The 25,593-nt window shown below is 47.8% G+C and carries 22 protein-coding genes; 7 read left to right on the plus strand and 15 right to left on the minus strand.

The annotated features are described in order from the left end of the window. Window positions 1–129: 129 nt before the first annotated feature. Window positions 130–621, minus strand: coding sequence for an NlpC/P60 family protein (locus Q4488_RS14500; RefSeq protein WP_303581198.1), 492 nt, complete (start codon window positions 619–621; stop codon window positions 130–132). A gap of 159 nt (window positions 622–780) precedes the next feature. On the opposite strand from Q4488_RS14500, the gene Q4488_RS14505 reads away from it, so the two are divergent. From Q4488_RS14505 to Q4488_RS14515, 3 genes are all read left to right on the plus strand, one after another. Next, entirely contained in the window at window positions 781–1,146 is a 366-nt protein-coding gene (locus Q4488_RS14505) for an STAS/SEC14 domain-containing protein (protein WP_303581199.1), read from the plus strand. A 169-nt stretch (window positions 1,147–1,315) separates the two neighbouring features. Then, window positions 1,316–4,036: a cation-transporting P-type ATPase gene (locus tag Q4488_RS14510; RefSeq protein WP_303581200.1), complete on the plus strand. Its 2,721-nt coding sequence runs from the start codon at window positions 1,316–1,318 to the stop codon at window positions 4,034–4,036. Between the two features lie 97 nt (window positions 4,037–4,133). After that, window positions 4,134–4,451, plus strand: a complete 318-nt coding sequence (locus tag Q4488_RS14515) for a hypothetical protein (RefSeq protein ID WP_303581201.1) — start codon at window positions 4,134–4,136, stop codon at window positions 4,449–4,451. A gap of 486 nt (window positions 4,452–4,937) precedes the next feature. Here Q4488_RS14515 and Q4488_RS14520 read toward each other — a convergent pair whose 3' ends face one another. Next, the gene (locus Q4488_RS14520) at window positions 4,938–5,975 is read right to left on the minus strand and encodes a YHYH protein (RefSeq protein WP_303581202.1); all 1,038 of its coding nucleotides are present in this window, start codon (window positions 5,973–5,975) and stop codon (window positions 4,938–4,940) included. Between the two features lie 635 nt (window positions 5,976–6,610). On the opposite strand from Q4488_RS14520, the gene Q4488_RS14525 reads away from it, so the two are divergent. Then, window positions 6,611–7,459 carry a DUF547 domain-containing protein gene (locus Q4488_RS14525; RefSeq protein ID WP_303581203.1) on the plus strand — a complete coding sequence of 283 codons (849 nt, stop codon included), beginning with the start codon at window positions 6,611–6,613 and terminating at the stop codon, window positions 7,457–7,459. A 166-nt stretch (window positions 7,460–7,625) separates the two neighbouring features. Here Q4488_RS14525 and Q4488_RS14530 read toward each other — a convergent pair whose 3' ends face one another. The 4 genes from Q4488_RS14530 to glaH all read right to left on the minus strand — a co-directional run bounded on the left by Q4488_RS14530 (window position 7,626) and on the right by glaH (window position 11,228). After that, on the minus strand, window positions 7,626–7,874 hold the full coding sequence (locus Q4488_RS14530; protein ID WP_303581204.1) for a DUF6868 family protein: 249 nt from the start codon (window positions 7,872–7,874) through the stop codon (window positions 7,626–7,628). A gap of 259 nt (window positions 7,875–8,133) precedes the next feature. Further along, on the minus strand, window positions 8,134–8,781 hold the full coding sequence (locus tag Q4488_RS14535; protein WP_303581205.1) for a methyltransferase: 648 nt from the start codon (window positions 8,779–8,781) through the stop codon (window positions 8,134–8,136). A 170-nt stretch (window positions 8,782–8,951) separates the two neighbouring features. Then, window positions 8,952–10,160: an L-2-hydroxyglutarate oxidase gene (lhgO, locus tag Q4488_RS14540; RefSeq protein ID WP_303581206.1), complete on the minus strand. Its 1,209-nt coding sequence runs from the start codon at window positions 10,158–10,160 to the stop codon at window positions 8,952–8,954. Window positions 10,161–10,277: 117 nt separating this feature from the next. Further along, complete coding sequence (gene glaH, locus Q4488_RS14545) at window positions 10,278–11,228, minus strand: glutarate dioxygenase GlaH (RefSeq protein ID WP_303581207.1); 951 nt, start codon at window positions 11,226–11,228, stop codon at window positions 10,278–10,280. Between the two features lie 333 nt (window positions 11,229–11,561). Here glaH and csiR point away from each other — a divergent pair, with 333 nt between their 5' ends. The 3 genes from csiR to Q4488_RS14560 all read left to right on the plus strand — a co-directional run bounded on the left by csiR (window position 11,562) and on the right by Q4488_RS14560 (window position 16,198). After that, window positions 11,562–12,257, plus strand: a complete 696-nt coding sequence (csiR, locus tag Q4488_RS14550) for a DNA-binding transcriptional regulator CsiR (RefSeq protein ID WP_303581219.1) — start codon at window positions 11,562–11,564, stop codon at window positions 12,255–12,257. A 333-nt stretch (window positions 12,258–12,590) separates the two neighbouring features. After that, on the plus strand, window positions 12,591–14,483 hold the full coding sequence (locus Q4488_RS14555; protein WP_303581208.1) for a PhoX family phosphatase: 1,893 nt from the start codon (window positions 12,591–12,593) through the stop codon (window positions 14,481–14,483). A 389-nt stretch (window positions 14,484–14,872) separates the two neighbouring features. Further along, window positions 14,873–16,198, plus strand: coding sequence for a Na+/H+ antiporter NhaC family protein (locus Q4488_RS14560; protein ID WP_303581209.1), 1,326 nt, complete (start codon window positions 14,873–14,875; stop codon window positions 16,196–16,198). Window positions 16,199–16,367: 169 nt separating this feature from the next. On the opposite strand, the gene Q4488_RS14565 is transcribed toward Q4488_RS14560, so the two are convergent. The 9 genes from Q4488_RS14565 to Q4488_RS14605 all read right to left on the minus strand — a co-directional run bounded on the left by Q4488_RS14565 (window position 16,368) and on the right by Q4488_RS14605 (window position 25,171). After that, window positions 16,368–17,780 (minus strand): amidase, encoded by a 1,413-nt coding sequence (locus Q4488_RS14565; RefSeq protein WP_303581210.1) that lies wholly within the window; start codon window positions 17,778–17,780, stop codon window positions 16,368–16,370. A 1-nt stretch (window position 17,781) separates the two neighbouring features. Next, complete coding sequence (locus Q4488_RS14570) at window positions 17,782–19,050, minus strand: Zn-dependent hydrolase (RefSeq protein WP_303581211.1); 1,269 nt, start codon at window positions 19,048–19,050, stop codon at window positions 17,782–17,784. Window positions 19,051–19,075: 25 nt separating this feature from the next. Beyond that, window positions 19,076–19,768, minus strand: coding sequence for an ABC transporter ATP-binding protein (locus Q4488_RS14575; RefSeq protein ID WP_303581212.1), 693 nt, complete (start codon window positions 19,766–19,768; stop codon window positions 19,076–19,078). After that, a complete protein-coding gene (locus tag Q4488_RS14580; RefSeq protein WP_303581213.1) occupies window positions 19,765–20,520 on the minus strand; it encodes an ABC transporter ATP-binding protein in 756 nt (251 codons plus the stop codon). Before Q4488_RS14580 ends, Q4488_RS14575 begins: the two co-directional genes overlap by 4 nt. Continuing rightward, complete coding sequence (locus tag Q4488_RS14585; protein ID WP_303581214.1) at window positions 20,520–21,524, minus strand: branched-chain amino acid ABC transporter permease; 1,005 nt, start codon at window positions 21,522–21,524, stop codon at window positions 20,520–20,522. Before Q4488_RS14585 ends, Q4488_RS14580 begins: the two co-directional genes overlap by 1 nt. A gap of 2 nt (window positions 21,525–21,526) precedes the next feature. Further along, window positions 21,527–22,384, minus strand: coding sequence for a branched-chain amino acid ABC transporter permease (locus Q4488_RS14590; RefSeq protein ID WP_303581215.1), 858 nt, complete (start codon window positions 22,382–22,384; stop codon window positions 21,527–21,529). 63 nt (window positions 22,385–22,447) lie between these two features. Beyond that, window positions 22,448–23,638 carry an ABC transporter substrate-binding protein gene (locus Q4488_RS14595; RefSeq protein WP_303581216.1) on the minus strand — a complete coding sequence of 397 codons (1,191 nt, stop codon included), beginning with the start codon at window positions 23,636–23,638 and terminating at the stop codon, window positions 22,448–22,450. 117 nt (window positions 23,639–23,755) lie between these two features. Continuing rightward, window positions 23,756–24,502: a FadR/GntR family transcriptional regulator gene (locus Q4488_RS14600; protein WP_303581217.1), complete on the minus strand. Its 747-nt coding sequence runs from the start codon at window positions 24,500–24,502 to the stop codon at window positions 23,756–23,758. Between the two features lie 519 nt (window positions 24,503–25,021). Further along, on the minus strand, window positions 25,022–25,171 hold the full coding sequence (locus tag Q4488_RS14605) for a hypothetical protein (RefSeq protein WP_303581218.1): 150 nt from the start codon (window positions 25,169–25,171) through the stop codon (window positions 25,022–25,024). Window positions 25,172–25,593 lie beyond the last annotated feature (422 nt).

Below are 25,593 nucleotides of genomic sequence, written 5' to 3' on the forward strand. Positions count from 1 at the left end.
CAATTACGCCTCTGGCTTTCGCGTATCTGGCCATTCTAATGTCCGCAGAGAACATAACGGACTTATTCGCACCTTCCTTAGCTTACAATTGACTTAAAATAGCCTCACAATAGGCTTATAGCTCAGCACTCATTGAATCAATCGACGAGCTTGCCAAAAAGACGCACGCCAATAGGGATTATCGATGCGGGAAATCATCACGCCACGGCTCGTTGATGCATGCAAAAACTCTCCTTGACCTATATAAATACCGACATGTCGCACTTTAAAGCGTGATCGATAGAATAAAAGATCGCCCGGCAGCCAAGCTTCAGTTGTGACACGTCGGCCAACAACGGCTTGCTGTTGCGTCGTGCGAGGAATCGCAATCCCCAGCTGTTGCCGTAATGCCAACTGCGTGAAAGCAGAGCAATCCACTCCGCGTTTATCGCTACCACCTAAACGATAGGGGACGCCTTGCCATTCATGATGCTGTTGCAACAATCGAGCCCTTATCTGCGTGTGAATCTCGCTAGCCATCGGCGACGCCATTGCGTCGCGGTTCGACGCAATGGGCCCAAGACTACAGCCTGCTAAGCCCAGACTAAACAGCATGAGTAACGCCATCCGATAATAATGCATAAAGACTACCTATTTATTCGCTGCCTTAAACCGTTTCACCTGCTGCAGATAAACGGCTATCAGCAGCTATCAACACGTCCAGTTAAAATCGGGTTTTGATACTTTAATCAACACCGATGCACTACACTTATTATCTCTTCATCATGACAGGAAACAATGATGCTTCACATCTTACCCGAAACAGCAGGTGATATTATTGTGGTTCAGGCAACCGATAAACTCACCTCGACTGACTATCAGGATATTTTTTTACCTTTACTCGAAGAGAAGGTCGCCGCGCACGGCAAAGTTCGCTGCCTCGTCTACTTGGATCATAACTTTCATGGCTGGGAAGCCGGTGCCATGTGGGAAGATGCCAAGCTAGGCGTGCAGCATCGTCAAGACTTTATTCGTCTTGCCGTCGTCGGCGGTGACAGTTGGCTCGATTGGGCCACCAAGCTGGGCAGCTTATTTATCAGCGGTGAAGCACTTTACTTTCCTGAAACCGAATTTCTTCAAGCACTACACTGGATCGATGCCGGCTAATCAAGATCACTCGGATCTATCGATACACTCACGTATCGATATGACCCCTCGATTGAATTAATGGCGGCGGTTAAACGGTTTTCAGGGCTATATTTTGATCTGAATACGCTATCCCTATTGTTGTTTCTGTTATTCTCAAGGAGTGCCTTCAATCACATAGGTGACCAACATGGATTCTCAATACGATTCAAGGAAAGATAGCGCAGCAGCCCCTGAATGGCATACCTGCGACGCACATCAGGTCAATGATCGCTTGCAAACATCGGCTCAAGGACTAACCGCAGAGGAGGTCCGCCGCCGACAAGAAAAATACGGCCCCAATCAGCTACCGCCACCTAAGCGCCGCAGTGGTTTAATGCGCTTTCTGTCACAATTTCATAATGTCTTGATCTATGTGCTTATTGCGGCGGCCATCATTACGGCGATTCTCGGTCACCATATCGATTCCGGCGTTATTATCGCCGTGGTGCTGATTAACTCACTGGTGGGATTTATTCAAGAAGGCAAAGCCGAAAAAGCGATCGATGCGGTGCGTAACCTGCTCTCTCAACAAGCAGTGGTAATACGCAATGGTCACCGACAACAAGTTCCTGCTGAAAACCTCGTGCCGGGCGATATCGTCTTTATACAGTCCGGCGATCGTGTTCCCGCCGATCTTCACCTGCATAAAGTCAAAGAATTAAATATCGAGGAAGCCTTACTCACCGGCGAATCCATTGCTGTCCTCAAACAGACTCAAGCCGTCGCCGCTGAAGCCGCTTTGGGTGATCGCACCAATATCGCCTTTTCCGGCACTCTGGTCACGTCAGGTCAAGGTACAGGGACCGTAGTCGGCACCGGCGCACAAACAGAGATAGGTAAAATCAGCACCCTGCTATCTAAAGTCAGCCCATTAACAACCCCGTTAACGCGACAATTAGATCGCTTTGCCCGCTGGCTAACCGGCTCGATACTGCTGATCGCTATTGCCACCATGTTTTTTGGCTTCTGGGTTAGGGGCTATGCGTTAGAAGAGATGTTTCTCGCCGCCGTTGGACTCGCGGTGGCCGCCATTCCCGAGGGGCTGCCTGCCGTTATCACCATCGCGCTGGCTATTGGTGTACAACGTATGGCCAACCGTCACGCCATTATTCGTCGCTTACCCGCCGTCGAAACATTAGGCTCGGTCTCGGTTATCTGCTCAGATAAAACTGGCACCCTGACGCGTAATGAGATGACCGTTACCACCGTGGTATCGGCGCGCTGTAACGCCAGTATCAGCGGCGTGGGTTATAACCCTCATGGCACCTTTACCTGTCATCAACATGATCTACAGCTGAGTCAGCTGCCGGAATTAAAGCAATTATGCCAAGCCAGTATCCTCTGCAATGAAGCGCAGTTGCGGCAAAAGGATAATGACTGGGTGATTGAAGGCGATCCTACTGAAGGCGCACTCCTAGTGCTCGGCGCCAAATCCGGACTCAACATTACCGAATTACATCAGGCAATGCCGCGCGATGATCTGATTCCTTTCGAGTCCGAGCATCGTTTTATGGCCACCCTTCATCACGACCATAATGGCAATGGCTTTATTTATATTAAAGGTGCCATTGAAGCGATCCTACCCCGCTGTCAATGGCAAATGGTTGATGGCAAGCAAGAAGCGCTCGATACAGCGTATTGGAATCAGCAACAGGAACAGGTGGCGAGTCAAGGCAAAAGAACCCTCGCACTGGGGATGCTCTACGTTACCGAAAATCAACGCAACCTTCACTTTGATGATGTCAATCAGGGGGTTATTCTCCTCGGTCTGGTAGGCATTATTGACCCTCCTCGTGATGAAGCCATTCAAGCGGTAGCCGAGTGTCACCGCGCAGGCATCAAAGTCAAAATGATCACCGGCGATCACGTTGCTACAGCCAGCGCGATTGCCATACAGATGGGGCTCACCAATTCACCTCGCGCGATCACCGGCAATGACGTCGAACAGATGACGGATGAGCAACTGCAAGCCGCTGTCGAAGAGGTTGATGTCTTTGCTCGCTCCAGCCCAGAGCATAAGCTGCGCATTGTTGAAGCCTTACAAGCCTGTCAACATGTAGTCGCCATGACCGGTGATGGCGTTAACGATGCCCCTTCGCTGAAACGAGCTAATGTCGGTACCGCCATGGGCATCAAAGGCACCGAAGCGGCGAAAGAAGCGTCTGAAATGGTGTTAGCGGATGATAACTTCGCCTCAATCACTCATGCGATTGAAGAAGGCCGCACCGTCTTCGACAATATTAAAAAATCTATTCTGTTTATTCTACCGACCAATGGTGGCGAAGCGCTCACCCTGATTGCCGCGATTATCTTCGGTACGCTGCTGCCCGTCACACCGGCGCAAATTCTCTGGGTAAATATGATCACTGCGGTGACGCTGGCACTATCATTAACCTTTGAGTCAACCGAGCCTGACGTGATGCTGCGACGGCCCCGTGATACCCGCAGCCCAATTCTCTCACCCTTTATGATTTGGCGGATTATATTTGTATCCTTGCTCATGCTCACCGGCACCTTTGGCCTCTTTCTCTGGGAACGCAGTAACGGCACGGATATTGAGACCGCTCGTACCATTGCCGTCAACACTTTGGTGGTGATGGAGGTATTCTATCTGCTTAACTCACGTTATCTTACTCGGTCGGTGCTCAATAGAGAGGGGCTGCTCGGCAATCGTTATGCTCTCTACGCCATCGTCAGCGTCATGCTGTTTCAGCTGCTATTTACCTACCTACCGATTATGCAACTGTTCTTCAGCACTACCGCGATTGGTCTAGTCGACTGGGGCAAAATATTGCTCGTGGGGTTGATACTGTTTCTGGTGATTGAGCTGGAAAAAAAGCTATTACATCATCCGGAGAAAGACATATAAGCAAATTAGACCAAAAAGGGAGGGTATCTCTTTTGCTATTACCGCATCGAATAGGGCATAATTGATCGTTTATTATACACATCAGGAGGAATTGAACATGATCAAGCGTCAAACCAAATCCGAACTGCGCAAACAACTGCAGCTGCAAACACAGGCCTTTCTCAAGCAGGGCGGTGAAGTAGCGGAAGTCGAAACCGGCGCGACAGGTCTGATCAATGGCTCCTATCGTAATGCTGGATTCATCCTCAACCCTCAGCGGCAAGAACGTACCCCGCTCAATGGCGTCCTCGCCAAAATTGATGCCCGCAAAGCCGAACGGACACAAACCACCCACACGGCCACTAAAAGCACTCGGCAGCGGAAAAAAGTGATCTATGATGATTTTGGTGAACCGTTACGCGTCGTATTTGAGTAATCATCGTCAGCCACGCTTCACGTCGCTTTGCCGTCAGTGAGGCTGTTTTCAGCCTACCCTTGCACCGAGATAGATATTAACGATAGATGTTTAAGATAGGTGTTAACAAAAGATGTTAACAAAAGACGTGCCGGCCAACGGTTCATCAAACTCAATCCAAGGTACGGCTGCTCGGTACACCACTCAAGCCTCAGCTCCATTTACCTAAGCGCTTTATCGCCTCTCTTATAAGTTCTCTTATAAGTTCTCTTATAAGTTCTCTTATAAGCTCCCTTATATAAGCCCCGTTAATGTCGCCGATACGTACACCTGAGCGCTTCACGATAATCTCAATAATAACCGCTGAACACCCCTAAACTAAACGTGCTTAGCGCTGATCAAATGACGCTATTACGTATCAGTACCTGTGCGCTACCCAGCCAAATAAAAAAGCCATCAGCGAACGCTAATGGCTGGTTAGCCAAAATCACACATCACACGATCAGATTACTGCGGATGTTGCTCGTCAGCACCAGGAGGTGGTCCGCCTTGAGGATGCCCATCGGGGCCGCTAGGACGCACGGTTTCACCATGAAAGCAGCTAATAAACAAGTTTTCACTGGGGCTGGCAGCATGGTAGTGATAGCCTCTGACATCATCCGTTTGACCACGACACTCATCCAACCCCTCAGCCTCTTCGCCTTGAGCATTTTTGAGCGCATAAATACCATAACCATCCGCTGCATAGCCGATTAGAGCCGCATGTCCATCATCACTATTTAAGTGTTCAGTACATCCCGCCGCCGCGTGATAATGATAACCTTGATGGACGTTAATATGGCCACCACAATCATCAAAAGCCGCAATCGTATAAGCACCTAGAATGGCATCAACGGGGGCTGATCCCGACAACTCGGTACCATCTAACGCAATACCCGCCGTGCGTACTCGGCTCGTCTTGGCGGCAGGGATGGGCGTTGTCGGGATGAGAAAAGTACGCGTAAAGTTATCCTCTAAGTATGATAGTTCGCACTCGATACAGTTTTGCATGTACTGCGCTTCAACATCCGGCTTCGCCGCACCCAAGCAGGCCTCTTTGGTTGCTGTATAACGAACTTGATTTGTTTTGGTGTCATACACCATCCATTTTTCATCACCGTAATATTCACCCAGTTTGAGAATGAACTCACCGGTGAGATCGACCAAATCACCATGACCCTCTTTACTAAACCAAGCACCACTGACATCAGCACCATCACTAATGGTTCTCGGGCAGAAAGGCCCCGGCGCGCGTCCTGCGGGAGCCCCGTCTGTAATCAGCTGATAACAGGTTGTTTTTGTCCCTGCTGCTGTTTCACAATCGACGATTGTTGGCGCTTCAGTAAATGCATCCTTAGCAAACATCGAAAGATCCATGTGTTTAGCATGAGCTTGCTGATGCGCCATCGCATGTTGCTCAGCGGTACCGGAATAATGGGTGCATCCTAACGCAAGCGCGCTAAAGGCAATGATGCCGATTGATGCCTGATAGTGGAGCCAATTCATCGCTTATATCCTTGTCTGTGGCGTTTAGTCGTCAAGTTTGCACATCATGCCGCAACATTATGCAGACAATAAGAATTTCACACAGTATAGACCTGAAATATGCGCTGACCTGTAAGCACTGAGTTCTGAGATGCAGTACTGTGCCATCAACCAATACTCGCCGCTAACCAACCGTCTTGTGAGATGAATCCCAAGGCTGAGGTCAGTAACCATAAAATATGGCTTAATAACGGCCATAATTATATCAACGAGAGGCCAATCAGCTCGAGTAACGCACCTTCCCTATATCAAATTGAACTTCATCAACTCAATAGGGTCATCTAAGGAAGGTGCGAATAAGTCCGTTATATTCTCTGCGGACATTAGAATGGCCAGATACGCGAAAGCCAGTGCAGCGAAATGTCTGGACCTTTTCAAGCTGGCTGACAAAGTAGATGACCATTCTAATGTCCGCCCTTCGGGGCTTTCAGAGAAGCAGGATCTCAGCGTTAACATTTTTCGACGTACAACCAGTATGCCTGTAACGGTTGCCTTGATCTCCAGCTTCTCTGTCAGCCAGAGGCGTAATTGACTTATTCGCACCTTCCCTAATCATCAACCTTTTCTCGCCAGCGTTTAAACGAGTGTTCACCTATATGAAATTAATCCAATACCTTGCACGCTGCCTACTCTGTTTATCTGCGACACTCGCCCTCAACAGCTATGCCGCACCAAAACCGGAACTCTGGGAGCATTGGCTGCAGCACAACCCGCAGAGCAAAACTGTCATTGACCATCGAGAATGGAGCCACTTTCTAGCAACGTACATAGCAACCCATAACGACAGCAATACAGCGATGCAGGGGATTAATACGTTTGACTATGCCAATGTGACTGTTAGCGATAAACAGCGCTTGAAATCTTACCTCGCTAAACTCACCGCCCTGCCCATTAGTGAGTACAACCGCCATCAACAACGAGCTTACTGGATAAACCTCTACAATGCGTTAACCATTGACGTGGTGCTCGATCATTACCCCGTTAAATCCATTATGGATATCAAACTCTCCGGTTTCTTTACCCGAGGCCCCTGGGAGAAAAAACTGATCACCGTTGAACAGCTGCCACTGAGTCTTAATGATATAGAGCACCGTATTCTACGCCCGATTTGGCACGACCCTCGTACTCATTACGCGGTCAACTGTGCTTCCCTCGGATGTCCAAACTTAAACACCACAGCTTACACTGCAGACAAAATGGAACAACAGCTAGAACAAGCTGCTAGCGCTTTTATCAACCACCCAAGAGGCGTCAACGTGCAGAACGGTAAGTTGATCGTATCGAGTATCTATAGCTGGTTTAAAGACGATTTTGGCGACAGTGATGATAAAATTATCGAACACTTAACACAGTACGCCAACGCCCCACTGCTGCAGCCATTATCAAGCATACAGCAGATTTATGATGATCAATATGATTGGTCGCTGAATGAAGTACGTGAATAACCGCTTAGCGTGACGCAACAAACGCTCAAACAGGTATCCGCTAAAAACACCGGGTCGAACTTTGCTGCTTAGGGAAGGTGCGAATAAGTCAATTACGCCTCTGGCTTTCGCGTATCTGGCCATTCTAATGTCCGCAGAGAACATAACGGACTTATTCGCACCTTCCTTAGTGCCCCATTATTTTGAGGGCTATGTACGGCGCCATAAAAAATATCAACGATAAGACTTTATAATTGGCTAAATAATTAAAGTAGATAATGGTCAGATCCGCGTCTGAAATGCCAAACATTTTACTGTGTAGAGTGGTGATAAACGGCCTGATCAAGGCCAGCATTACGCTAGCAAAAATTAACATGCCCAGATTCAAAATGGATGCCCATCCAAGCCATTCTGTCAGTTGCGAAAGCGTCATCATAAGTATGCTCCTGAGGTTGTCACTAATGCTATCACTCAGCGTTTAACGACATCGTACCGGCCGAACGATAGCAAGACACTGCAGACTCTCGTACTGCAGCCGACTAAGGACGTTATTGAGACCTTGCAGGCTTTGCCTGTCGCGAGGGTGATTTGATCAATACCATCAGTATAACCAAGATTAGGAATAACCTTCCCTAACCTGTAGCCACTTGTGTTGATTAAGGAACACTAGCGAGAAATTGCGTGGTATGACTAACTCAGCGGGAATAACTAAGAATCACCCCTTTAAAGGGCCTCGCCATAAAATCAGGCTGAGCTGGACGATCGATTGATAAAACGAAACCGGCCGCCGCCATCGCTTTACTAAAACGGGCGTGTCGTCCTCTACCCGGATCAACCAAAATGACTTTACCCTGAGGCTTACTATGTTGACAGATAAAACTCGCGAGTTGTTTCACATGCTCATCTTCATAGAGAAGATCACTGCCGATAATCAGATCAAATTTACCCAGATTGGTTTCAGGGTCGGCCCAACCGGTGCGTACGAAAGGCACCCGTGGATCATCATTGAGATCCGTATTGCAATGCATAAATGATTCAGCCTGGGGGTGATAATCGGTCGCGGTAATATTGGCATGCAGATGATTCAAAAGGACACTGGTAAGGCCGATACCACAACCGACTTCAAGAATACGTTTATCTTTTAAATCAGAATGAAACAGATGATGAGCCAGTACTTCCCCAGATGGCCAGACAATCCCAAACAGAGGCCAAGTGGCGGATGATATACCTAATGCTTCCGCTTCTCCCGTCGCATCATCATACTCTTGATTACTTCGAAGACTGCGGATATGTATATCGATATTATCAAATTCATGAGTATCGTAACGAACGCGCACTGCCATAGTTGTTCCTGCTAAATTAACTGAATAGCAGATGGCTTGGATACAACAATCATTTCACAAGGAATATGCTTTGAAAGCTTATTTTACAACAGCCTAGAAAAGATAGCTAACATTATAGGCCTACCCGACGCAACCCCAAAAAACGTCGAATAGGCCATTTATCGCTTCGCCTAGCCTCTTTGTGCGACAACTTTATCGCAAATATAGTTTCCAATGGGGATAGCAGAGGTCGCCGCTGGCGATGGCGCATTACAGACATGCAATGAACGTGGGCTTTCTGCAAACAAGAAATCATGCACCAATGAGCCATCTTTCATCACGGCTTGAGCGCGAATACCGGCAGGATAAGGTTGTAAATCTTCTAACTTAAGTTGCGGACAATATTTCTGCACCAGCTTCAGGTAGCCAGGCTTCCACAAGGAGTTTTTGGTTTCTACAATGCCGGTACCGATATTCGCTTTAAGCACTCGCCAAAAGCCAGGAAAGGTCACCATATCCCAAATATCTCGCACACTGACATTGATTTTACCATAGCCTTCGCGCTTCCAGCCCTGTACGGCATTGGGCCCCACCGTCACTGAGCCATCAATCATTCGTGTCAGATGTACACCGAGAAACGGCAATTCAGGATCGGGAATCGGATAAATCAAGTGATTAACGATACTGTTATATTTGTCCGGCAGTTTATAATATTCACCGCGAAATGGAATAATCTGAAAATCGGTTTTAATGCCTAACATCTTGGTCGTGCGATCGGCCATTAAACCAGAACAGGTGATTAAAAATTTGCCGCTGAAGCTCACCTTTTTACCTTGATGCAGCGCCTCTACCATTACCTCATCGGCGCTCTCGTGTAAATTGATCACGGTGTGATTTAAGCGGGCATCGCCCCCCTGCTCGACAAAGCGCTCCGCCATTTTAGTGGTCACCTGCTGATAGTTTACAATGGCGGTATCTTTCACCAACATGCCACCAACGCCGACAATATTGGGCTCTCTAGCCTTCAACTGCTCGGCATTCAATAACTCAACATCAATACCATTATCATGACAACGCTGATAAAGCGCTTGCATCCGTTCGGCTTCCAACGCATTGGTCGCCACCAGCAACTTCCCGCACTGATTATAGGGCACATCATTCTCATCACAGAACTGCATCGTGGCTGCCACACCCGCCTTACAAAACTGAGCTTTTAAGCTGCCGGGTGCATAATAAACCCCCGCATGAATCACGCCGCTGTTATGCCCCGTCTGATGTTTTGAATAGACCGATTCTTTTTCCAGCAACAAAATCTTAGCGTCAGGAAAACGCTGTTGCAGTTGCCAGCCAGTAGACATACCGACGATGCCTCCGCCAATGATGATGTAATCGTATGTCATGTTTCTCACCCGTAACCCTAAAATCAATTAAACGCTTCACTGAACGTGCTTCAACACGCGACAAAAACAAACGGCGGAGACGCCTAAACGCCTCCGCCATAGTATATCGATAGCACTTTACTTGGTGAAGTGGCCACGCTGACGCAGGAGTTCACGACTCAGTTGCGGATGCGCCACAAATTTATCACGGCCGTGCAACCAACAATGGTTTTGCGCGACTAACATGCTGCCTACTGGCAAACGCACGCGAAAGAAATTTTCATCGGCTTCCAATGAAGCACCCATCTCATAAAGGTAGATACCTTCGGCCATATTTTGTGGCTCGGCAAACTGATCGATAAACAACATGTGCGGTTTACCATTTTTATCTTCTTCGAAGAAAATCGGATGCTCGATTTTGCTTTCCACATTTTTAGATTTAGGCGCGCCCCACACGATATCCTGTTTCGCCAACGGATGATGATAAAATTTATTCAGATCAGCCCAGTCATCAACGTGTAGCAATAGCGAATCACCACCTTCCATATGAGCTTCACCTAGCTTCTGCATCAAAACAAAATCCGTGCGCTCGTTAACATAGGTACCATCATTATGCAGTTCCATACGACGATGAGCCTGACGCAGATAGCTATCAGAGTTGTCATCATTCAAAACGGTGAAACGAGCATAATATTTACCATACATCGCATCATGGTTGGGCATACCGATCAGATGAGAGATCGCCGTTGACAGTTTGATCTCAAACTCTGTGCGCAGCTCACCTTCAGTTACAGCAGGCTGTCCTTCATACTGCAGCAAGAACGCCGCCGTATCTCGGTTCTGCATGGTGGCGTTGAGAAACTTACCCAAAGAATAATCCGTCAGTGCGTCCAGCTTGTCAGCCACGGCGAAGCGCAGGAAAGGCTTATATTCCAGCGCCTGTAATGGCCATTCACTTATCGCTGCATCAAACGCCGAAATGGTTTCGGCTGTCAGCGTCACAACCTGTAAGCGCTTATTAGCCGCATAAGGTGCAACAGAAAATCCCAACGGTTGAGTCGCTTCAACTTCACGTAACTGAGCTGTCATTTTTTTCTCTCCAAACTGTATTCGTTCTTATGTGAACGCCCTTTACCTAACGCGGTATCAGTCGCATCACCTTGCTCAGGCAAGGGTCAATCGCTTGAATATTCGTTGTTTAAAGGTTTTTTGTTTTCATGGCAGATATTCAATTGTCTCTTGATCTGCACCGCTGCCAACATCGACACAACGCAATAATGTCGATATTTTTACATATCGTCAACAATAATTTAAAATGTTTGTCTTAACTATTGCCTAGCGCTAAATTAAAATAGCTTTGCTACGATCGACTCGTTTACTCATAAACCCTTTTGAAAACAGATAAATAAGAACCTATCCATGATGAAAAAAAGCAGAACAACGATAGCGGACAGTAGCGATAGTTCTGCCCTAAAAGTGGTAGGCGATCTCAAGCAAGATATTCTTACCGGCTATTTCCAACCCGGCGAAAAGCTCAAAATGACGCGTTTAAAGGAACGCTATCAAGTCGGCGTTAGCCCCTTGCGAGAAGCACTGTCACAGCTGTTAATCGAACAACTGGTGGTGGTGGAAAATCAGCGAGGCTTTAAAGTACACCCTGTTTCCCGTGAGGAGATGCTGGATATCTATGCAACACGCGCCGAAATTGAGGCACTCTGTATCGGCCTAGCCGTAGAGAGAGGTGATGATGAGTGGGAAGCCAGTATTTTGGCTGCCGCGCATACTATGCATAAATTTGGCGATATGGTCGAAAAAAACCCGCAGGAATGGGAACGCCGACATCAGGCGTTTCATACCGCGATCGCTCAGGGCTGCAACTCACCGACGTTATTACAGGTGCGCCGTGCGCTGTACGAGAAAGCCTCGCGCTATCGCAACCTATGGCTGAAAAAGAATATGGCCAATAGCCTCGTGTTTGATGCCAATCAGAAGGAACATCAACAACTGATTGATGCCTTGTTAGCAGGGGATGCTGGTGCAGCCCGCAGTCTGATCAAGCAACATCTACTCAGTCCTAGCCGAGCACTGGATAAGACTCCAGGATGGGATGCGCTGTGAGAATCAGCGCAATACTCACCATCAAGCCTTGCGACAATTGCAGCCTCTCGGTATCGCTAAGCAAACTCCCGTTATAAAAACGCGGCTCTAACTCTGGTCTGGTCTGGTCTGGTCTGGTCTGGTTAGCCACACATCATTTAAAAAGGGTTTAAATAAATAGTTCAAATAAATAGTTAAAATACATCGCTAACCTGCTCGCCGATAAACGTTCCCTCCGCTGTCATATATCTATTACCGTTTCGTCATCTAATATTCATATATCAAGACTAGGCTTGCTGCCATCAATGACGTGACTTACTTTCGTATTAACAGATAGCTTTAGGAACATTAAGCATGAACAAAGATCTGCTACAGGCCGACACAGCACCGCGCAATGAACAAGACTCCGATTTCAGTAAAATTATCGATGCCGGTATCAGCCGCCGCCGTTTCATGCAGGGTGGTGCGACAGCGATGGGATTGTTTCTTGCCGCTAACCCGCTGGGCAAGGCCATTGCCGCGACTCATGCTGACAGCAAACTACTAGGTTTTAGTAAAATACCCACCAGCACCGCCGATACCTTTGTCGTCCCTGAGGGCTATAGTGCCAAACCGCTCATCTCTTGGGGAGATCCTATTCTACAAGGTGCGCCGGCGTTTGATGAAAGCGGCATGCAGCCAGCCCTAGCTCAAGCAGGTCAATTTGGTGATAACACCGATGGTATGTCGATCTTCCCGCTCTCTGACGATCGCGCGCTTCTGGCCGTCAATAATGAATACACTAACTACAAACTGCTATTTAAGCATCAAGGTAAGGCGCTAAGCCACGATGATGTGAAAAAAGCTCAAGCAGCTCACGGTGTCTCTATATTCGAAATTAAACGGACAGCCGATGGCTGGGAATATCTCGCCGATTCAAAATACAACCGTCGTATTACCGCTAATACCGAAATGAGATTAACCGGTCCTGCTGCCGGAGATGAGCTGTTAAAAACCAGCGCCGATAGCAGCGGCACAAACGTATTAGGTACGTTCAATAACTGCGCCAATGGCGAAACCCCTTGGGGCACTTACCTGACGTGTGAAGAAAACTTCAACGGATACTTTGCCAAACCGGGCGGCGGACAAGACAAACACCTGAAACGCTACGGTATCGGCGATGACAGCAAGTATCAATGGTACACATCGGATACCCGTTTTGATGTCAATCAAGAGCCCAACGAGCCTAACCGTTTCGGCTGGGTCGTTGAAATTGATCCAATGGATCCAACTTCAACGCCGCTTAAACGTACTGCGCTGGGACGCTTTAAACATGAAAACGCGGCCGTTACGGTGGCAGACAATGGTCATGTAGTGGTGTATCTGGGTGATGATGAACGCGGTGAGCATCTGTATAAGTTTATTTCTAAACACAAATACAACCCATCTGATAAGGCGGCAAACCGTAACCTGTTAGAAGAAGGCACTCTCTACGCCTCCCGTTTCAATGCTGTTGCAGGCGACGTTAGAGGAACCGGTGAATGGCTCGAGCTGACTTTCGGCAAAAACGGACTGACGCCGGAAAATGGCTTCAACAATCAGGCGGAAGTCATGATCTTTGCGCGTGAAGCCGCTACGGTTGTCGGTGCGACCACCATGGATCGCCCGGAATGGGTGGCCGTTCATCCTAAAACCAAAACAGTTTTCTGCACCCTCACCAACAATAAGCATCGAGGCAAGAAAGCGGGACAACCTGTTGGGGGCCCTAACCCACGTGCTGAAAATCATTATGGTCAGATCGTACGCTGGAAAGAAGCGAACGGTGATAATAGCGCCATGCACTTCAAATGGGATCTGTTTGTCGTGGCAGGCAACCCAACCGTCCATAAAGATTTCTACGCCGGTTCGGCCAACATTAACGATGAAAACATGTTTAACAGCCCTGATGGACTGGGCTTCGATCATGATGGTCGCCTATGGATCATGACCGACGGTGCGTATTCGAATAAAGGTGATTTTGCCGGTATGGGCAATAATCAAGTGTTAGTGGCTGATCCTGATACCGGCGAGATCCGTCGCTTCGCCACGGGGCCGATCTCTTGTGAACTGACAGGGCTCACCTTTAGTGCGGATAAGCGTACTGTTTTCATCGGCGTGCAACACCCTGGTGAAAAAGTTGAATCCCACTTCCCCGCCGGCGGTAACAGTAAACCACGTTCGACCATCATGGTGGTACAACGCAACGATGGCGGCGTCATCGGCGCTTAACCGTCAGCAGATGTCATAGTGACTGGGGAGTTAGGCTAGCGCATAGCTAACGTCCCTTCAGTTCATCAGCTGAGTTAAAATTTAAGCCTCCCTGTTTTGGGGGGCTTTTCACCTTTAGTAAAACGCCGTAGCACGATCGTTAGCCCTGCTTGAGTACATAGACTCGTCCCGCTTGAGCGCATTTATATATTCTTCAAAGCTATTAAATATCTTTTCTTTATAACTAAAACAACATTTTTATAGTAAATCAATATTAGAACGGCTACGCCTAATCGGTATAATCTCGGCCTTAATTAGTGAGACTCTGTTCTCAGTCAGTCTCGCCCATTGATAGTCTGCATTCCAAAAGAATGACCGACTTTTCGTGCCTCTTTATCCCGGAGTCTCAAATGAGAGCTAACCCACTCGCACTATTACCGCTATTATTGTTTCTCGCCCTCTTTATTGGCAGCGGCTTTTACTATCAATCGATTAATGTTGATTACGCTTTCTATCAAATCTCGGCACCTGTTGCCATTTTGCCTGCCATCGTCCTAGCATTACTATTAGGCAGCGGAGAGCTCAACAAGCGACTAGAAACCTTTATTCACGGCGTTGGTGATAGCAGTATCATTACCATGTGTCTGATTTACTTACTCGCGGGTGCCTTTGCCAGCGTTGCCAAAGCCGTTGGTGGCGTCGATGCTACGGTTAATTTCGGGCTGAGCTTTATCCCTGCAGCGCTTGTCTTACCCGGCTTATTTGTCATTACCGCCTTTATCGCGACCGCGATGGGCACATCAATGGGCACCATTGCCGCGATGGCTCCGATCGCCGTTGGCCTCACGGAAGTCAGCGATCTATCTTTACCACTTTGCATTGGCGCGGTGGTTGGCGGCGCGATGTTTGGTGACAACTTATCGATCATCTCGGATACCACCATCGCCTCCACCCGTTCACAAGGGTGTAATATGCGTGACAAGTTCCGCATGAACTTCAAAATCGCACTGCCTGCAGCCCTGATCACTTTAGTATGGCTGTATCTACAAGGTACCCAAGCCAACATTACTCAGGATAACGATTATCAACTCTTAAAAGTACTGCCCTATTTAGCCGTACTCGCCATGGCATTGACCGGCTTCAATGTGTTTCTCGTACTGTTTAGCGGCATCCTGCTCGCCGGTGCTGTAGGTCTAAGCCAATTAGACAGCTACTCTATCGCGCAGTTATCGAAAGACATCTATGCGGGTTATACCGGCATGCAGGAGATCATGATCTTATCGATGCTTATCGGTGGTTTAGGTGCGCTGATGAAAGCTCAGGGAGGGTTGGAATTTTTAGCCCGTCAGATTGAACGTTTGACCACTAAAGGTGATACAACGACTGCCAGCCCCAAAGCCGGTGAAGCCGCTATCAGTGCCGCCGTTGCCCTCACCAATGTGTGCACCGCTAATAATACCGTGTCCATTATTATCTGTGGCGGTTTAGCCAAAGAGATAACCGATCGTCAGCAAGTAGATCCCCGTCGAAGTGCCTGCCTACTGGATATCTTCTCCTGTGTTGTGCAAGGACTATTACCCTACGGCGCACAAGTGTTACTCGCTGGCTCTATTGCGGGCTTATCGCCTCTGCTAATCATCGGTAATATTCAATATACCTGGTTATTAGGTGTTATTGCGGTGGGCAGCATTATTTTCGGCAAGTACGCGGCGCGAAACACGACATTGGCTCACTAAATCGTCGCCCCCAATATGACCTATAGCGGAACAAAAAGAGGAGCGCATCTAACCGATACGCTCCTCTTTTTACTGGATAACGAGTGTCGTGCTGTGATCGAAGCGCCTTTAGTTAAACGCTTTTAGTTAAACGCTCTTAGTTACCCGCTTTAATCATTCACCATATCGATCACACAACAATCGGTGCACTCAGTATTTCCGCTGGGCACTCGTCCATAAAGCGTTTAGCCACGGCTAATAATCGCGCATCATCACCGCGCGCCGCGACCAACTGTAACCCCACCGGTAAACCGTTAACACGACCACAAGGGACGGTAGCAGCAGGCTGCTGCGTCAAGTTAAACGGATAGGAAAACGGGGTCCACTCCATCCACTCGCTCTGACTATCTTCCACGGTATTTTGTCCAGCCGTAAAAGCGGTTATGGGTAATGTTGGCGTGATGAGTAGATCATAACGTCGATGAAACTGATTCATCATGCTGCCCAAATCAGCCCGAGCATCCACCGCTTTCATATAGTGAACGATATCAATTTTACGCCCCTGTTCACCAATTTTAAGAAATCCAGGGTCCAGCAATGCTCGCTGTTCTTCAGTTAAGCCATCGACCACTTTCCCCGCACCGGCAAACCATAACGTTGAGAATATTTCTGCCGGATCTGTAAAACCAGGATCAACTTCCTCAATATTAGCACCGAGATCAGCCAGTAGTTTTACCGCCTGATCGATCTTCGCGCGCACCTCTGGATCAACATCGACATAGCCAAGGGTTGGACTATAAGCGATATTAATCCCCTTCAGATCAACCGCAGGCGAATCACACCAACGGCCGCTAAAAATACGATCTGAATACCAATCGCGATCATCCGGTTGAGCAACGGCATCCATCATCAACAAACTATCATCGACACTGCGTGTCATCGGGCCGAGATGAGACAACGTGGTCATCGCGCTAGCAGGCCACTGAGGAATAAAACCAAAAGTGGGCTTGATACCAAACACGCCACAAAACCCACCAGGAATACGGATCGAGCCGCCCGCATCGCTACCCTGATGCAACACGCCCATATTCAAGGCGGCAGCGGCGGCAGCACCACCAGAGGAACCACCCGCTGTCAGCGCGGTATTCCAAGGGTTACGTGTAATACCCGTTAGACGATTATCGGTCACCCCTTTCCAGCCAAATTCAGGGGTGCAGGTTTTTCCTAGAATCACACCGCCCGCTTCCAGCATCCGCGCAGTGAATGGCGCATTATCCGTGACCGGCTCCGCCGAACTGATTAATGATCCGCTGCGATTGGGCATACCCGCCACTCGAGTCAAATCTTTGATCGATGAAGGCACCCCATCAATGGGACTCAATGGTTTACCCGCCATCCAGCGTTGCTCTGCGGCTTTAGCCGCGACCATCGCGCCCTCGGCATCAACATAACAATACGCATTGACTTGCTGATTGCAGGCATCAATTCGCGCCAGCGCCGCCGCTGTTGCCTCGACCGGAGAGAGTTCGCCGTTGGCATATAAGCGGCTCAGTGTGGTTGCGTCTAAATCGGCGATATCCGTGTCTGTATTTTCAACTATCATATCAATTTACCCGTCCAGCACTGGCCAATAAGGCATTAAGCAGCACCGAAGCTCCCGCCGCTAAATCTTTAGCATCGGCACGCTCCATCTCATTATGGCTAATGCCGCCTTCACAGGGGACAAAGATCATACCCGCAGGGGCAATTTCAGCCATAAAGATAGCATCATGTCCCGCTCCACTGACAATATCCAGATGGCTATAGCCTAACGCTTGTGTCGCATTACGCACCGCATTCACACACGCAGGTGCAAACGCTAGCGGTGGAAAATCAGCCGTCGGTTTCAGCTCAGCGGTCACCCCGAACTGTTGTTCTATCCGTGCTATTTCAGCCTTCAACTCAGCCACCATCGCTTCGAGAATATCCCCTTCAAGGTGACGTAGATCGATGCTCAGATCGACCTGCCCTGGAATCACATTTCGCGATCCGGGAAACAGTTCAAGACAGCCCACAGTACCACGACCATGCGGTGCATATTTCAATGCCAATTGATTCACAAAAATCATCACATGCGCGGTCGCCAATCCGGCATCGTGCCGCAGATCCATCGGGGTTGGGCCTGCATGCGCTTCAACACCGGTAATACGCAGATCGAACCATTTTTGCCCCAGCGCACCAATCACCACACCTACCGTTTTTTGCTCATCTTCTAATACCGGCCCTTGCTCGATATGCGCTTCATAGTAGGCCGTAGCCTGATGACCTGTGACTGAGCGTTCTCCGGCAAAACCGATACTTTGCAAGGCCTCATCGACGGAAACACCATCGCTATCACGGGTTGCCAAGGTCTCTTCCAGTGTAAACTGACCCGTAAAGACGCCAGACCCCATCATACAGGGAGGAAAGCGCGAGCCCTCTTCGTTGGTCCAAACCACCACTTCAATGGGTGCTTCCGTTTCAATCTTCAAATCGTTGAGGCGGCGAATCGCTTCAAGCCCCGACATCACGCCAAAACAGCCATCGAATTTCCCACCCGTAGGCTGCGTATCGATATGACTACCGGTCATGACGGGAGGCAAGGTATTATCACGGCCTGACCGACGAGCAAAGATATTACCGATCTGATCAATACTGACCTCACAACCCGCATCTTTGCACCATTGAATAAACAATGTGCGCACCTGACGGTCGAGGTCTGTCAGCGCTAAACGGTTCAGCCCCCCTTTCGCCGTTTCACCAATTTTCCCCTGTTCCATCAGACTCTGCCAAAGCCGATCTTGATCGACTGTTAATGCACTCACGGCCGACGTTTCATTATTCATTTGATTCATTATCCATTATCCTTTTAGCCGCAACCTAAACAGCCAGATAGCGATCTTTAATCGTATTCTGCTGACGGAAATCATCACCCGTGCCGGTATAAACAATATTGCCTTGCTCCAGAACATAGTGCCGATCTGCCAATCGTTCACAAACCGCAAGATTCTGTTCAACCAACAACACCGCTACGCCAGCCTTTCTGATACGCTCGAGAATACGTACAATCTCATCGACAATCACGGGCGCAAGGCCCTCTGTTGGCTCATCCAATAACAAAAGCTGCGGATTGTTTACCAACGCACGCGCCATCGCTAACATCTGCTGCTCGCCACCGGATAACTCGTTACCACCATTTTTACGTCGTTCATAAAGCCGCGGAAACATGTCATACACATCGCCCAAATCCCAACGACTGCCTGACCTGACCGCGATCGCTAAATTTTCTTCAACGCTCAGAAGACTAAAAATACCGCGATGCTCTGGCACCAATGCAATACCGTAACGGGCGATTTCAAAGGTCTCTTTACCTACCAACTCGACATCATTAAAACGAATCGAGCCCTGTTTTGGCTTAACGATACCGACGATGCTGCGTAATGTTGTTGTTTTGCCCGCACCGTTACGACCCAACAACGTAATCAACTCTCCCGGATTTACCTCAAGTGAAAGTCCTTCTAATACATGACTTTTACCGTAATAGGAGTGAACATTATTAAGCTCAAGTTTCATGATCCACTCTCCCCCAGATAAGCCTTCTTAACACGTTCATCGCCACTGACCATCTCAGGCTCGCCTTCAATCAGAATATTGCCTTGATGCATCACCGTAATGCGATCTGAAATCGACATCACCAAACGCATATTATGCTCAATTAACATCACGGTATGATCTTGCCCTAACTCAGAGATTAATTGTGTCATCACCGGAATATCATCCACCCCCATTCCCGAGGTAGGCTCATCGAGCAGCAACATTTGCGGATTACTGCACAGCGCCATGCCGACTTCTAACACCCGCTGCTGCCCATGAGAGAGTTCGCCAGCATAGGTATTCGCCATTTTATCCAGCTTAATCCGTTCAATGACCTCATCGGCTTTTTGTAGATGCTCCCGTCGATGACTATCTGAATACCAAAATGCCAAGGCAGCCAATCCATCCCGTCCTTGCGCCGCCAAACGCAGGTTTTCACGCACACTCAAGTTTTGAAACAGGCTAGTGATTTGAAATGAACGCGACATCCCCACCGCAACACGTTTATGCGGTGCCTGATGAGTCACATCTTGACCGGCAAACTGAATGTGACCGCTGGACGGCTTTCGCTCACCCGTCAGGCAATGAAATAATGTTGTCTTACCTGCACCATTCGGACCAATGACTGTATGTATCGAACCGCGTTTAATTTTCAAGTCAACACTGCCCAGCGCCGCAAATGCACCATAGCGTAAACCGAGGTTATCTGTTTCGAGTATATAATCGTTCATCAGTTAACCTCCTGAGACTTGATTGCAGATGCTTTACGACGACGATATTCACGCCAACGATCCGCAACAGACCCGACACCACCCCAAAGACCCGATGGCATAAACAGCACCACCGCAATCAAAGCGACACCTAATAAAATCATCCAGCGAGGCCAAACAGCTGACAGCACATCGCCTAACAACACAATCGAACCGGCGCCTAATATCGAACCAAATAGAGACCCCGTACCGCCAATGATCGTCATGATCAAAATGCTCTCTGACATCTGTAACTCAATATTAGAGAGCGGCGCAAAATTCAATAACATGGCATAAAGCGCGCCCGCAATACCGGTGATGCCACCCGAAATCACAAAGGCTAGAAGCTTGAAGTGATTGGTTGAAAAACCAACCGCTGACGCACGGTTTTCGTTCTCTCTGATCGCGACCAACGTGGTACCGAAAGGCGAATGTATAACCCGTCGAGCGAACACAAAGATCACCATAAAGAGCGTACCAACGAAGGCATAAAATGCCTGACTCGACACCAGATCGCTGATTTCAAAGCCTAACAATGTCAACGCTGGGCGTGGAATATCCAACAAACCATTATCACCACCCGTCCAATCACTGAGACTGTAGGCAATAAAATATGCCATCTGTGAAAACGATAACGTCAGCATGACAAAATAGATGCCGGTACGACGTATCGATAAGGCGCCGACCAACCCTGCCAGTAGTGCGCCGGTTAACATCGCCGTCAATAACGCGCTCAGTAGACCAAAGTTCCAGTTAATCATGCATATAGAAGCAACATAAGCGCCACCACCGAAGAAAATACCCTGCCCAAAAGAGAGCAATCCGGTATAGCCTAACAACAAGTTACACGCCAACGCGGCCATGGCAAAAATGAGAATTTCAGTCGCCAATGTCGCTGATGGCAGTAACATCGGCATCACGATAACCGTGGCTAACGCCGCTAGCGTCACCCCACCAAACAGCGACGATTTTTTTTGTTTCATCATAATCAGGCTCTCCCGAACAAACCGTAAGGGCGTAACAAAATGACAAAAGCCATCGCACCATAAATCATTAAACTCGATCCCTGCGGCCAGATGGTTGTCATCAGGCTTTGTACCAAGCCGACAATCAATCCGCCTATCAAAGCACCGCTGAACGACCCCATGCCGCCGATCACTACTACCACAAAGGCGATGCCTAGCACTTCAACACCCACGAATGGATGCACGCCTCGAATCGGGGCCGCTAAGACGCCCGCTAAGCCAGCCAAACCAACCCCCAAAGCAAAGGTAAGCGAAAAAAGCTTATGTATATGAGTACCCAACAGCGATACCGTTTCTGCATCTTCACTACCGGCACGTACCAATGCACCAAAGCGCGTGCGCTCAAGAAGCAACCACAAGGCAAAAGCGATCACCGCAGAGAAAAGAATGACGAATAAGCGATATTTCGGATAATAAAAATGCCCCATTTGAAAGACCCCTTGCAGCGCATCCGGTACTGAAACCGATTTACCGATAGGGCCCCACACAGAGATAGTGAGCTCCTGAATAATCAGCGCAATGCCTAGGGTTATTAAAATGTGGTATGTGTGCGGTAGATGGTAAGCACGTTTAATCAGCGTTCTTTCCGTAAAGAATGCCAAAATGGCCACCGTAATGGGGGCTAAGGCGAGGGCGAGCCAAAAATTACCCGTCAACGAGACAATCGTAAAACAAAGGTAAGAACCTATAAGGTAAAACGCACCGTGGGCAAAGTTAACAAAATTCAAAAGACCGAAGATAATCGTTAATCCAACCGAAATTAGAAAGTAGATCATCCCCAAGCCGATACCATTCAGTATCTGAAACAGATAGAGACTCATCGGTTCACTCCAGCAAAAGTCATAGATACCGCCCCCTTAACTGCCAAGGGGACGGATTACACATTAACTACGTTTGCACATCAGAGTTGACTCATCAGGAAAGGATTTTCCAGAACTAATGATATCGACGAAATCATCTGCATCGGCCATATCAGCGGCCGACTTGCCTTTCAACAGGTAATAATCTTTCAATACTTGATGATCGGCGCTGCGAATGGTTTCACTACCGGTAGGGCCAGCATAAGTCGTCCCTTCCATGACCTTAGCGACTGCTGCGCTATCGGTGGTGCCCGCCTTAGCAATCGCGTCCAAAATCACCGTTGTACTGATATAATCTGCGGCCAACGGATAGTTAGGGTTCATGCCATAGACCTCATTAACCCGTTTAACCAAGGCGTTATTCATCGGCGTGTCCACGGTATGCCAATACTGAGCCCCAAAGTAAACACCTTCCGCAATATCAGGGCCAAGCTCCTGTAACTGATCCAAACCTGAAGACCAAGCCATCAAGATTGTCATCTGATTTTTAAGGCCAAAGTTGATTGCCTGACGTAACGCATTGGATGACTGAGAACCAAAGTTTAATAACAGTAAAACATCCGGTTGTGCCGCCATAGCATTGGTTAAATAACCGGAAAACTCTTGTTCCTTAAGTGAGTGATAACTGTTGCCTACGTGCTCAATACCTTCTGCTGCAAACACCTCTTTGGCATTATCCAGTAGTGCTTCACCAAAGACATATTGTGGCGTGATGGTGTACCAACGCTTTTTATCTGGAAATTGATCAATCAACGGTTTAACGGTCTCACGGATGGCACCATAGGTGGGTACAGACCAGCGGAACGTCGACATATTACAATCGCTACCCGTTAGCTCATCGGCCCCTGCGGGTGTCACGAAAACACCATTAACCTTATTCACTTCTTTACCGATCGCCAATGCGGTCGATGACAAGGTGGCACCATCAAAAAAGCGCGCATCATCTTGACTAATGGCTTCCTGAACCTTGCGTACCGCTTTACCCGCATTACCTTCAGTATCAAGGGTTTGATAGCTAACAGGCTGCCCCAACACTGTACCGTAATCTTCAACCGCCAGCTTAGACCCCATATCGGCATACTTGCCGTAACTGGCAAAGGCACCCGAAACAGATTTAACACCATAGATCGTTACGCCTTCAGCGGCGAATGAAAGTGAAGTCGTCGCTGATAAAACCGCAGATAGTAAGACATTCCTTAATATCATTTTTTTCATAGTGCATTCCTCTAAGGTTTCTTTACTGTTGTATTTATTGCCTTATCTTGAAGCTTCTCAATTATTGTCGGCTTGTTTAACAAGCTCTTTATAAGCGGTACATTGAGCACCTAGGTGTTACATTTTTTTAGAAATCTGACCATCGAGTGCAACAAACTGACACTCTGCCTCGCACATATGTTCACTCATCAAGGTGCGCACACTCGCCTCATCTTCTGCTCGATACGCCTCAAGTAAACGCTGGTGATAGACGACATTCGAATGTGTAAACTGATATGCATCGATTTGATAAGATTTTTTCAGAACCACAAGGTCTCGCAGCGTTTCATTTAAAAAACGCCCCATAAAACTGAACAATGGATTAGGACTGGCATCGGCTAATACATTATGAAATTCAAGCTCGGCGATACGCTGAAGGCGTTGTTGATCGTCGGAATTTGGCGGTGTCGAGCACGTTTGAGTGTGCATTTCGAGTTGCTCAAAATCAGTAGGGGTTAACTTACCCACCACCGATACGGCAAGCTCAACTTCAATCAGTTTGCGCATTTGATATACCTGCTCGGCTGACAGCTGATTAAAATACAGATAGTTGCGCAGCATTTTACTGGCCGGGTCAGTGCCTACTTCGGACAGATAAGCACCACCTCCAGGGCCCGGTCGTGTATACACGAGCCCCTCGACTTCCAGTGCTTTCAGTGCTTCTCTTACCGTGCCTTTCGAGCACCCAAACTGATCAATCAAATCCCGCTCATTGGGCAGGCGATCTCCAGGTAAAAGCTTCTCAGCCACAATCATCGATTTAACCTCATCGACAATAAGATCCGAGAGTTTCTGTTTACGATATTTTCGCCGAACTTCAGCCATTTCATCTCCGAAAAAAGCGACTTAAACAATTAATGTAAATAATCATGATTAATTATTTTAAACCAAAAAAATCAGCCCTTAAGCTGCTTCTAATAACGATCAATACATACTTGTTTGAAGATTGATATAGGATGAATCCTTATCGTTATTTCAAACTACAGTACAACTAATTATTAGTTAAATCCCAATAAAATTAACTATAGTTATGATTTTAGTTACCCATAGGGGTGTACACCCAAAAGTAAGGCAGGGTTTTAATTCTAAAAAGCCCATATTAAAAGTGTATTCTTCTGAAAAAGTAGAGAAAAGCAGAGATATAAAATACCTTAAATCACTATGGCCAATCATGCCAAATCGCTGTCAGTCGCCGAATATTCTTGCAGTAACAGCGAAAAAACCTCATCCTAGCCATTAGATGAGTGATGAGAAAGCGGCTTTTCAGCCTTTTCCCCTAACAAATGAACAGCCATAACGTCAAACTCACATGGCGTAAGCGTGCATAATTAGCCACTCGCTGGGTTAGTTTATAGCGACATCCTTACCGGCAAATTCAGTGCCTGATTCGACATTCACCGCCGTTATCCCCGCAAGAAGTAACGCTACGTCGCCCTCTTTGCCGTCAACAATCATCGACAGAAACATAACCAATAAGTTGTTTTCTCCTGACAAGATCACTCCGATTATATGCTTAATGGTCAATAAAACGCCGACCGCGCATCGATATTGATCCGTTTATTGATCGTCATTATTGAAAAGAAATCGATTAAATTGACAGCCAAAGATAACAACATGCATGCTTATTTTTCGAGGGATTTACCACAGCATTAGCCACATAATGACAGTAATTGCGGTGGTGAATATCGCGCAAAACCTAGGTTAAAGCAGTCGAAATGCTTTTAGCATTAGGTTTATGAAGCATCAAGTGAGGGGTTAACGTTAATCAGCCATAAACAGTTAACCTCGCCCACCAAGGTAGGGAAGGTGCGAATAAGTCAATTACGCCTCTGGCTTACAGAGATCAAGGCAACCGTTACAGGCATACTGGTTGTACGTCGAAAAATGTTAACGCTGAGATCCTGCTTCTCTGAAAG

It is taken from the genome of Amphritea sp. 1_MG-2023, assembly GCF_030547545.1.
Lineage (GTDB): Bacteria > Pseudomonadota > Gammaproteobacteria > Pseudomonadales > Balneatricaceae > Amphritea.

What these genes read in the sequence shown, in the direction of transcription:
- Q4488_RS14600 (WP_303581217.1), bottom strand. Translation starts at nt 24,502, where the DNA reads ATGGCTGAAGTTCGGCGAAAATATCGTAAACAGAAACTCTCGGATCTT.
- Q4488_RS14585 (WP_303581214.1), bottom strand. Translation starts at nt 21,524, where the DNA reads ATGATGAAACAAAAAAAATCGTCGCTGTTTGGTGGGGTGACGCTAGCG.
- Q4488_RS14555 (WP_303581208.1), top strand. Translation starts at nt 12,591, where the DNA reads ATGAACAAAGATCTGCTACAGGCCGACACAGCACCGCGCAATGAACAA.
- Q4488_RS14520 (WP_303581202.1), bottom strand. Translation starts at nt 5,975, where the DNA reads ATGAATTGGCTCCACTATCAGGCATCAATCGGCATCATTGCCTTTAGC.
- Q4488_RS14590 (WP_303581215.1), bottom strand. Translation starts at nt 22,384, where the DNA reads ATGAGTCTCTATCTGTTTCAGATACTGAATGGTATCGGCTTGGGGATG.
- Q4488_RS14525 (WP_303581203.1), top strand. Translation starts at nt 6,611, where the DNA reads ATGAAATTAATCCAATACCTTGCACGCTGCCTACTCTGTTTATCTGCG.
- Q4488_RS14570 (WP_303581211.1), bottom strand. Translation starts at nt 19,050, where the DNA reads ATGAATCAAATGAATAATGAAACGTCGGCCGTGAGTGCATTAACAGTC.
- Q4488_RS14560 (WP_303581209.1), top strand. Translation starts at nt 14,873, where the DNA reads ATGAGAGCTAACCCACTCGCACTATTACCGCTATTATTGTTTCTCGCC.
- csiR (WP_303581219.1), top strand. Translation starts at nt 11,562, where the DNA reads ATGAAAAAAAGCAGAACAACGATAGCGGACAGTAGCGATAGTTCTGCC.
- Q4488_RS14595 (WP_303581216.1), bottom strand. Translation starts at nt 23,638, where the DNA reads ATGAAAAAAATGATATTAAGGAATGTCTTACTATCTGCGGTTTTATCA.
- Q4488_RS14515 (WP_303581201.1), top strand. Translation starts at nt 4,134, where the DNA reads ATGATCAAGCGTCAAACCAAATCCGAACTGCGCAAACAACTGCAGCTG.
- Q4488_RS14505 (WP_303581199.1), top strand. Translation starts at nt 781, where the DNA reads ATGCTTCACATCTTACCCGAAACAGCAGGTGATATTATTGTGGTTCAG.
- Q4488_RS14510 (WP_303581200.1), top strand. Translation starts at nt 1,316, where the DNA reads ATGGATTCTCAATACGATTCAAGGAAAGATAGCGCAGCAGCCCCTGAA.
- Q4488_RS14580 (WP_303581213.1), bottom strand. Translation starts at nt 20,520, where the DNA reads ATGAACGATTATATACTCGAAACAGATAACCTCGGTTTACGCTATGGT.
- Q4488_RS14530 (WP_303581204.1), bottom strand. Translation starts at nt 7,874, where the DNA reads ATGATGACGCTTTCGCAACTGACAGAATGGCTTGGATGGGCATCCATT.
- Q4488_RS14500 (WP_303581198.1), bottom strand. Translation starts at nt 621, where the DNA reads ATGCATTATTATCGGATGGCGTTACTCATGCTGTTTAGTCTGGGCTTA.
- Q4488_RS14535 (WP_303581205.1), bottom strand. Translation starts at nt 8,781, where the DNA reads ATGGCAGTGCGCGTTCGTTACGATACTCATGAATTTGATAATATCGAT.
- Q4488_RS14565 (WP_303581210.1), bottom strand. Translation starts at nt 17,780, where the DNA reads ATGATAGTTGAAAATACAGACACGGATATCGCCGATTTAGACGCAACC.
- lhgO (WP_303581206.1), bottom strand. Translation starts at nt 10,160, where the DNA reads ATGACATACGATTACATCATCATTGGCGGAGGCATCGTCGGTATGTCT.
- Q4488_RS14575 (WP_303581212.1), bottom strand. Translation starts at nt 19,768, where the DNA reads ATGAAACTTGAGCTTAATAATGTTCACTCCTATTACGGTAAAAGTCAT.
- glaH (WP_303581207.1), bottom strand. Translation starts at nt 11,228, where the DNA reads ATGACAGCTCAGTTACGTGAAGTTGAAGCGACTCAACCGTTGGGATTT.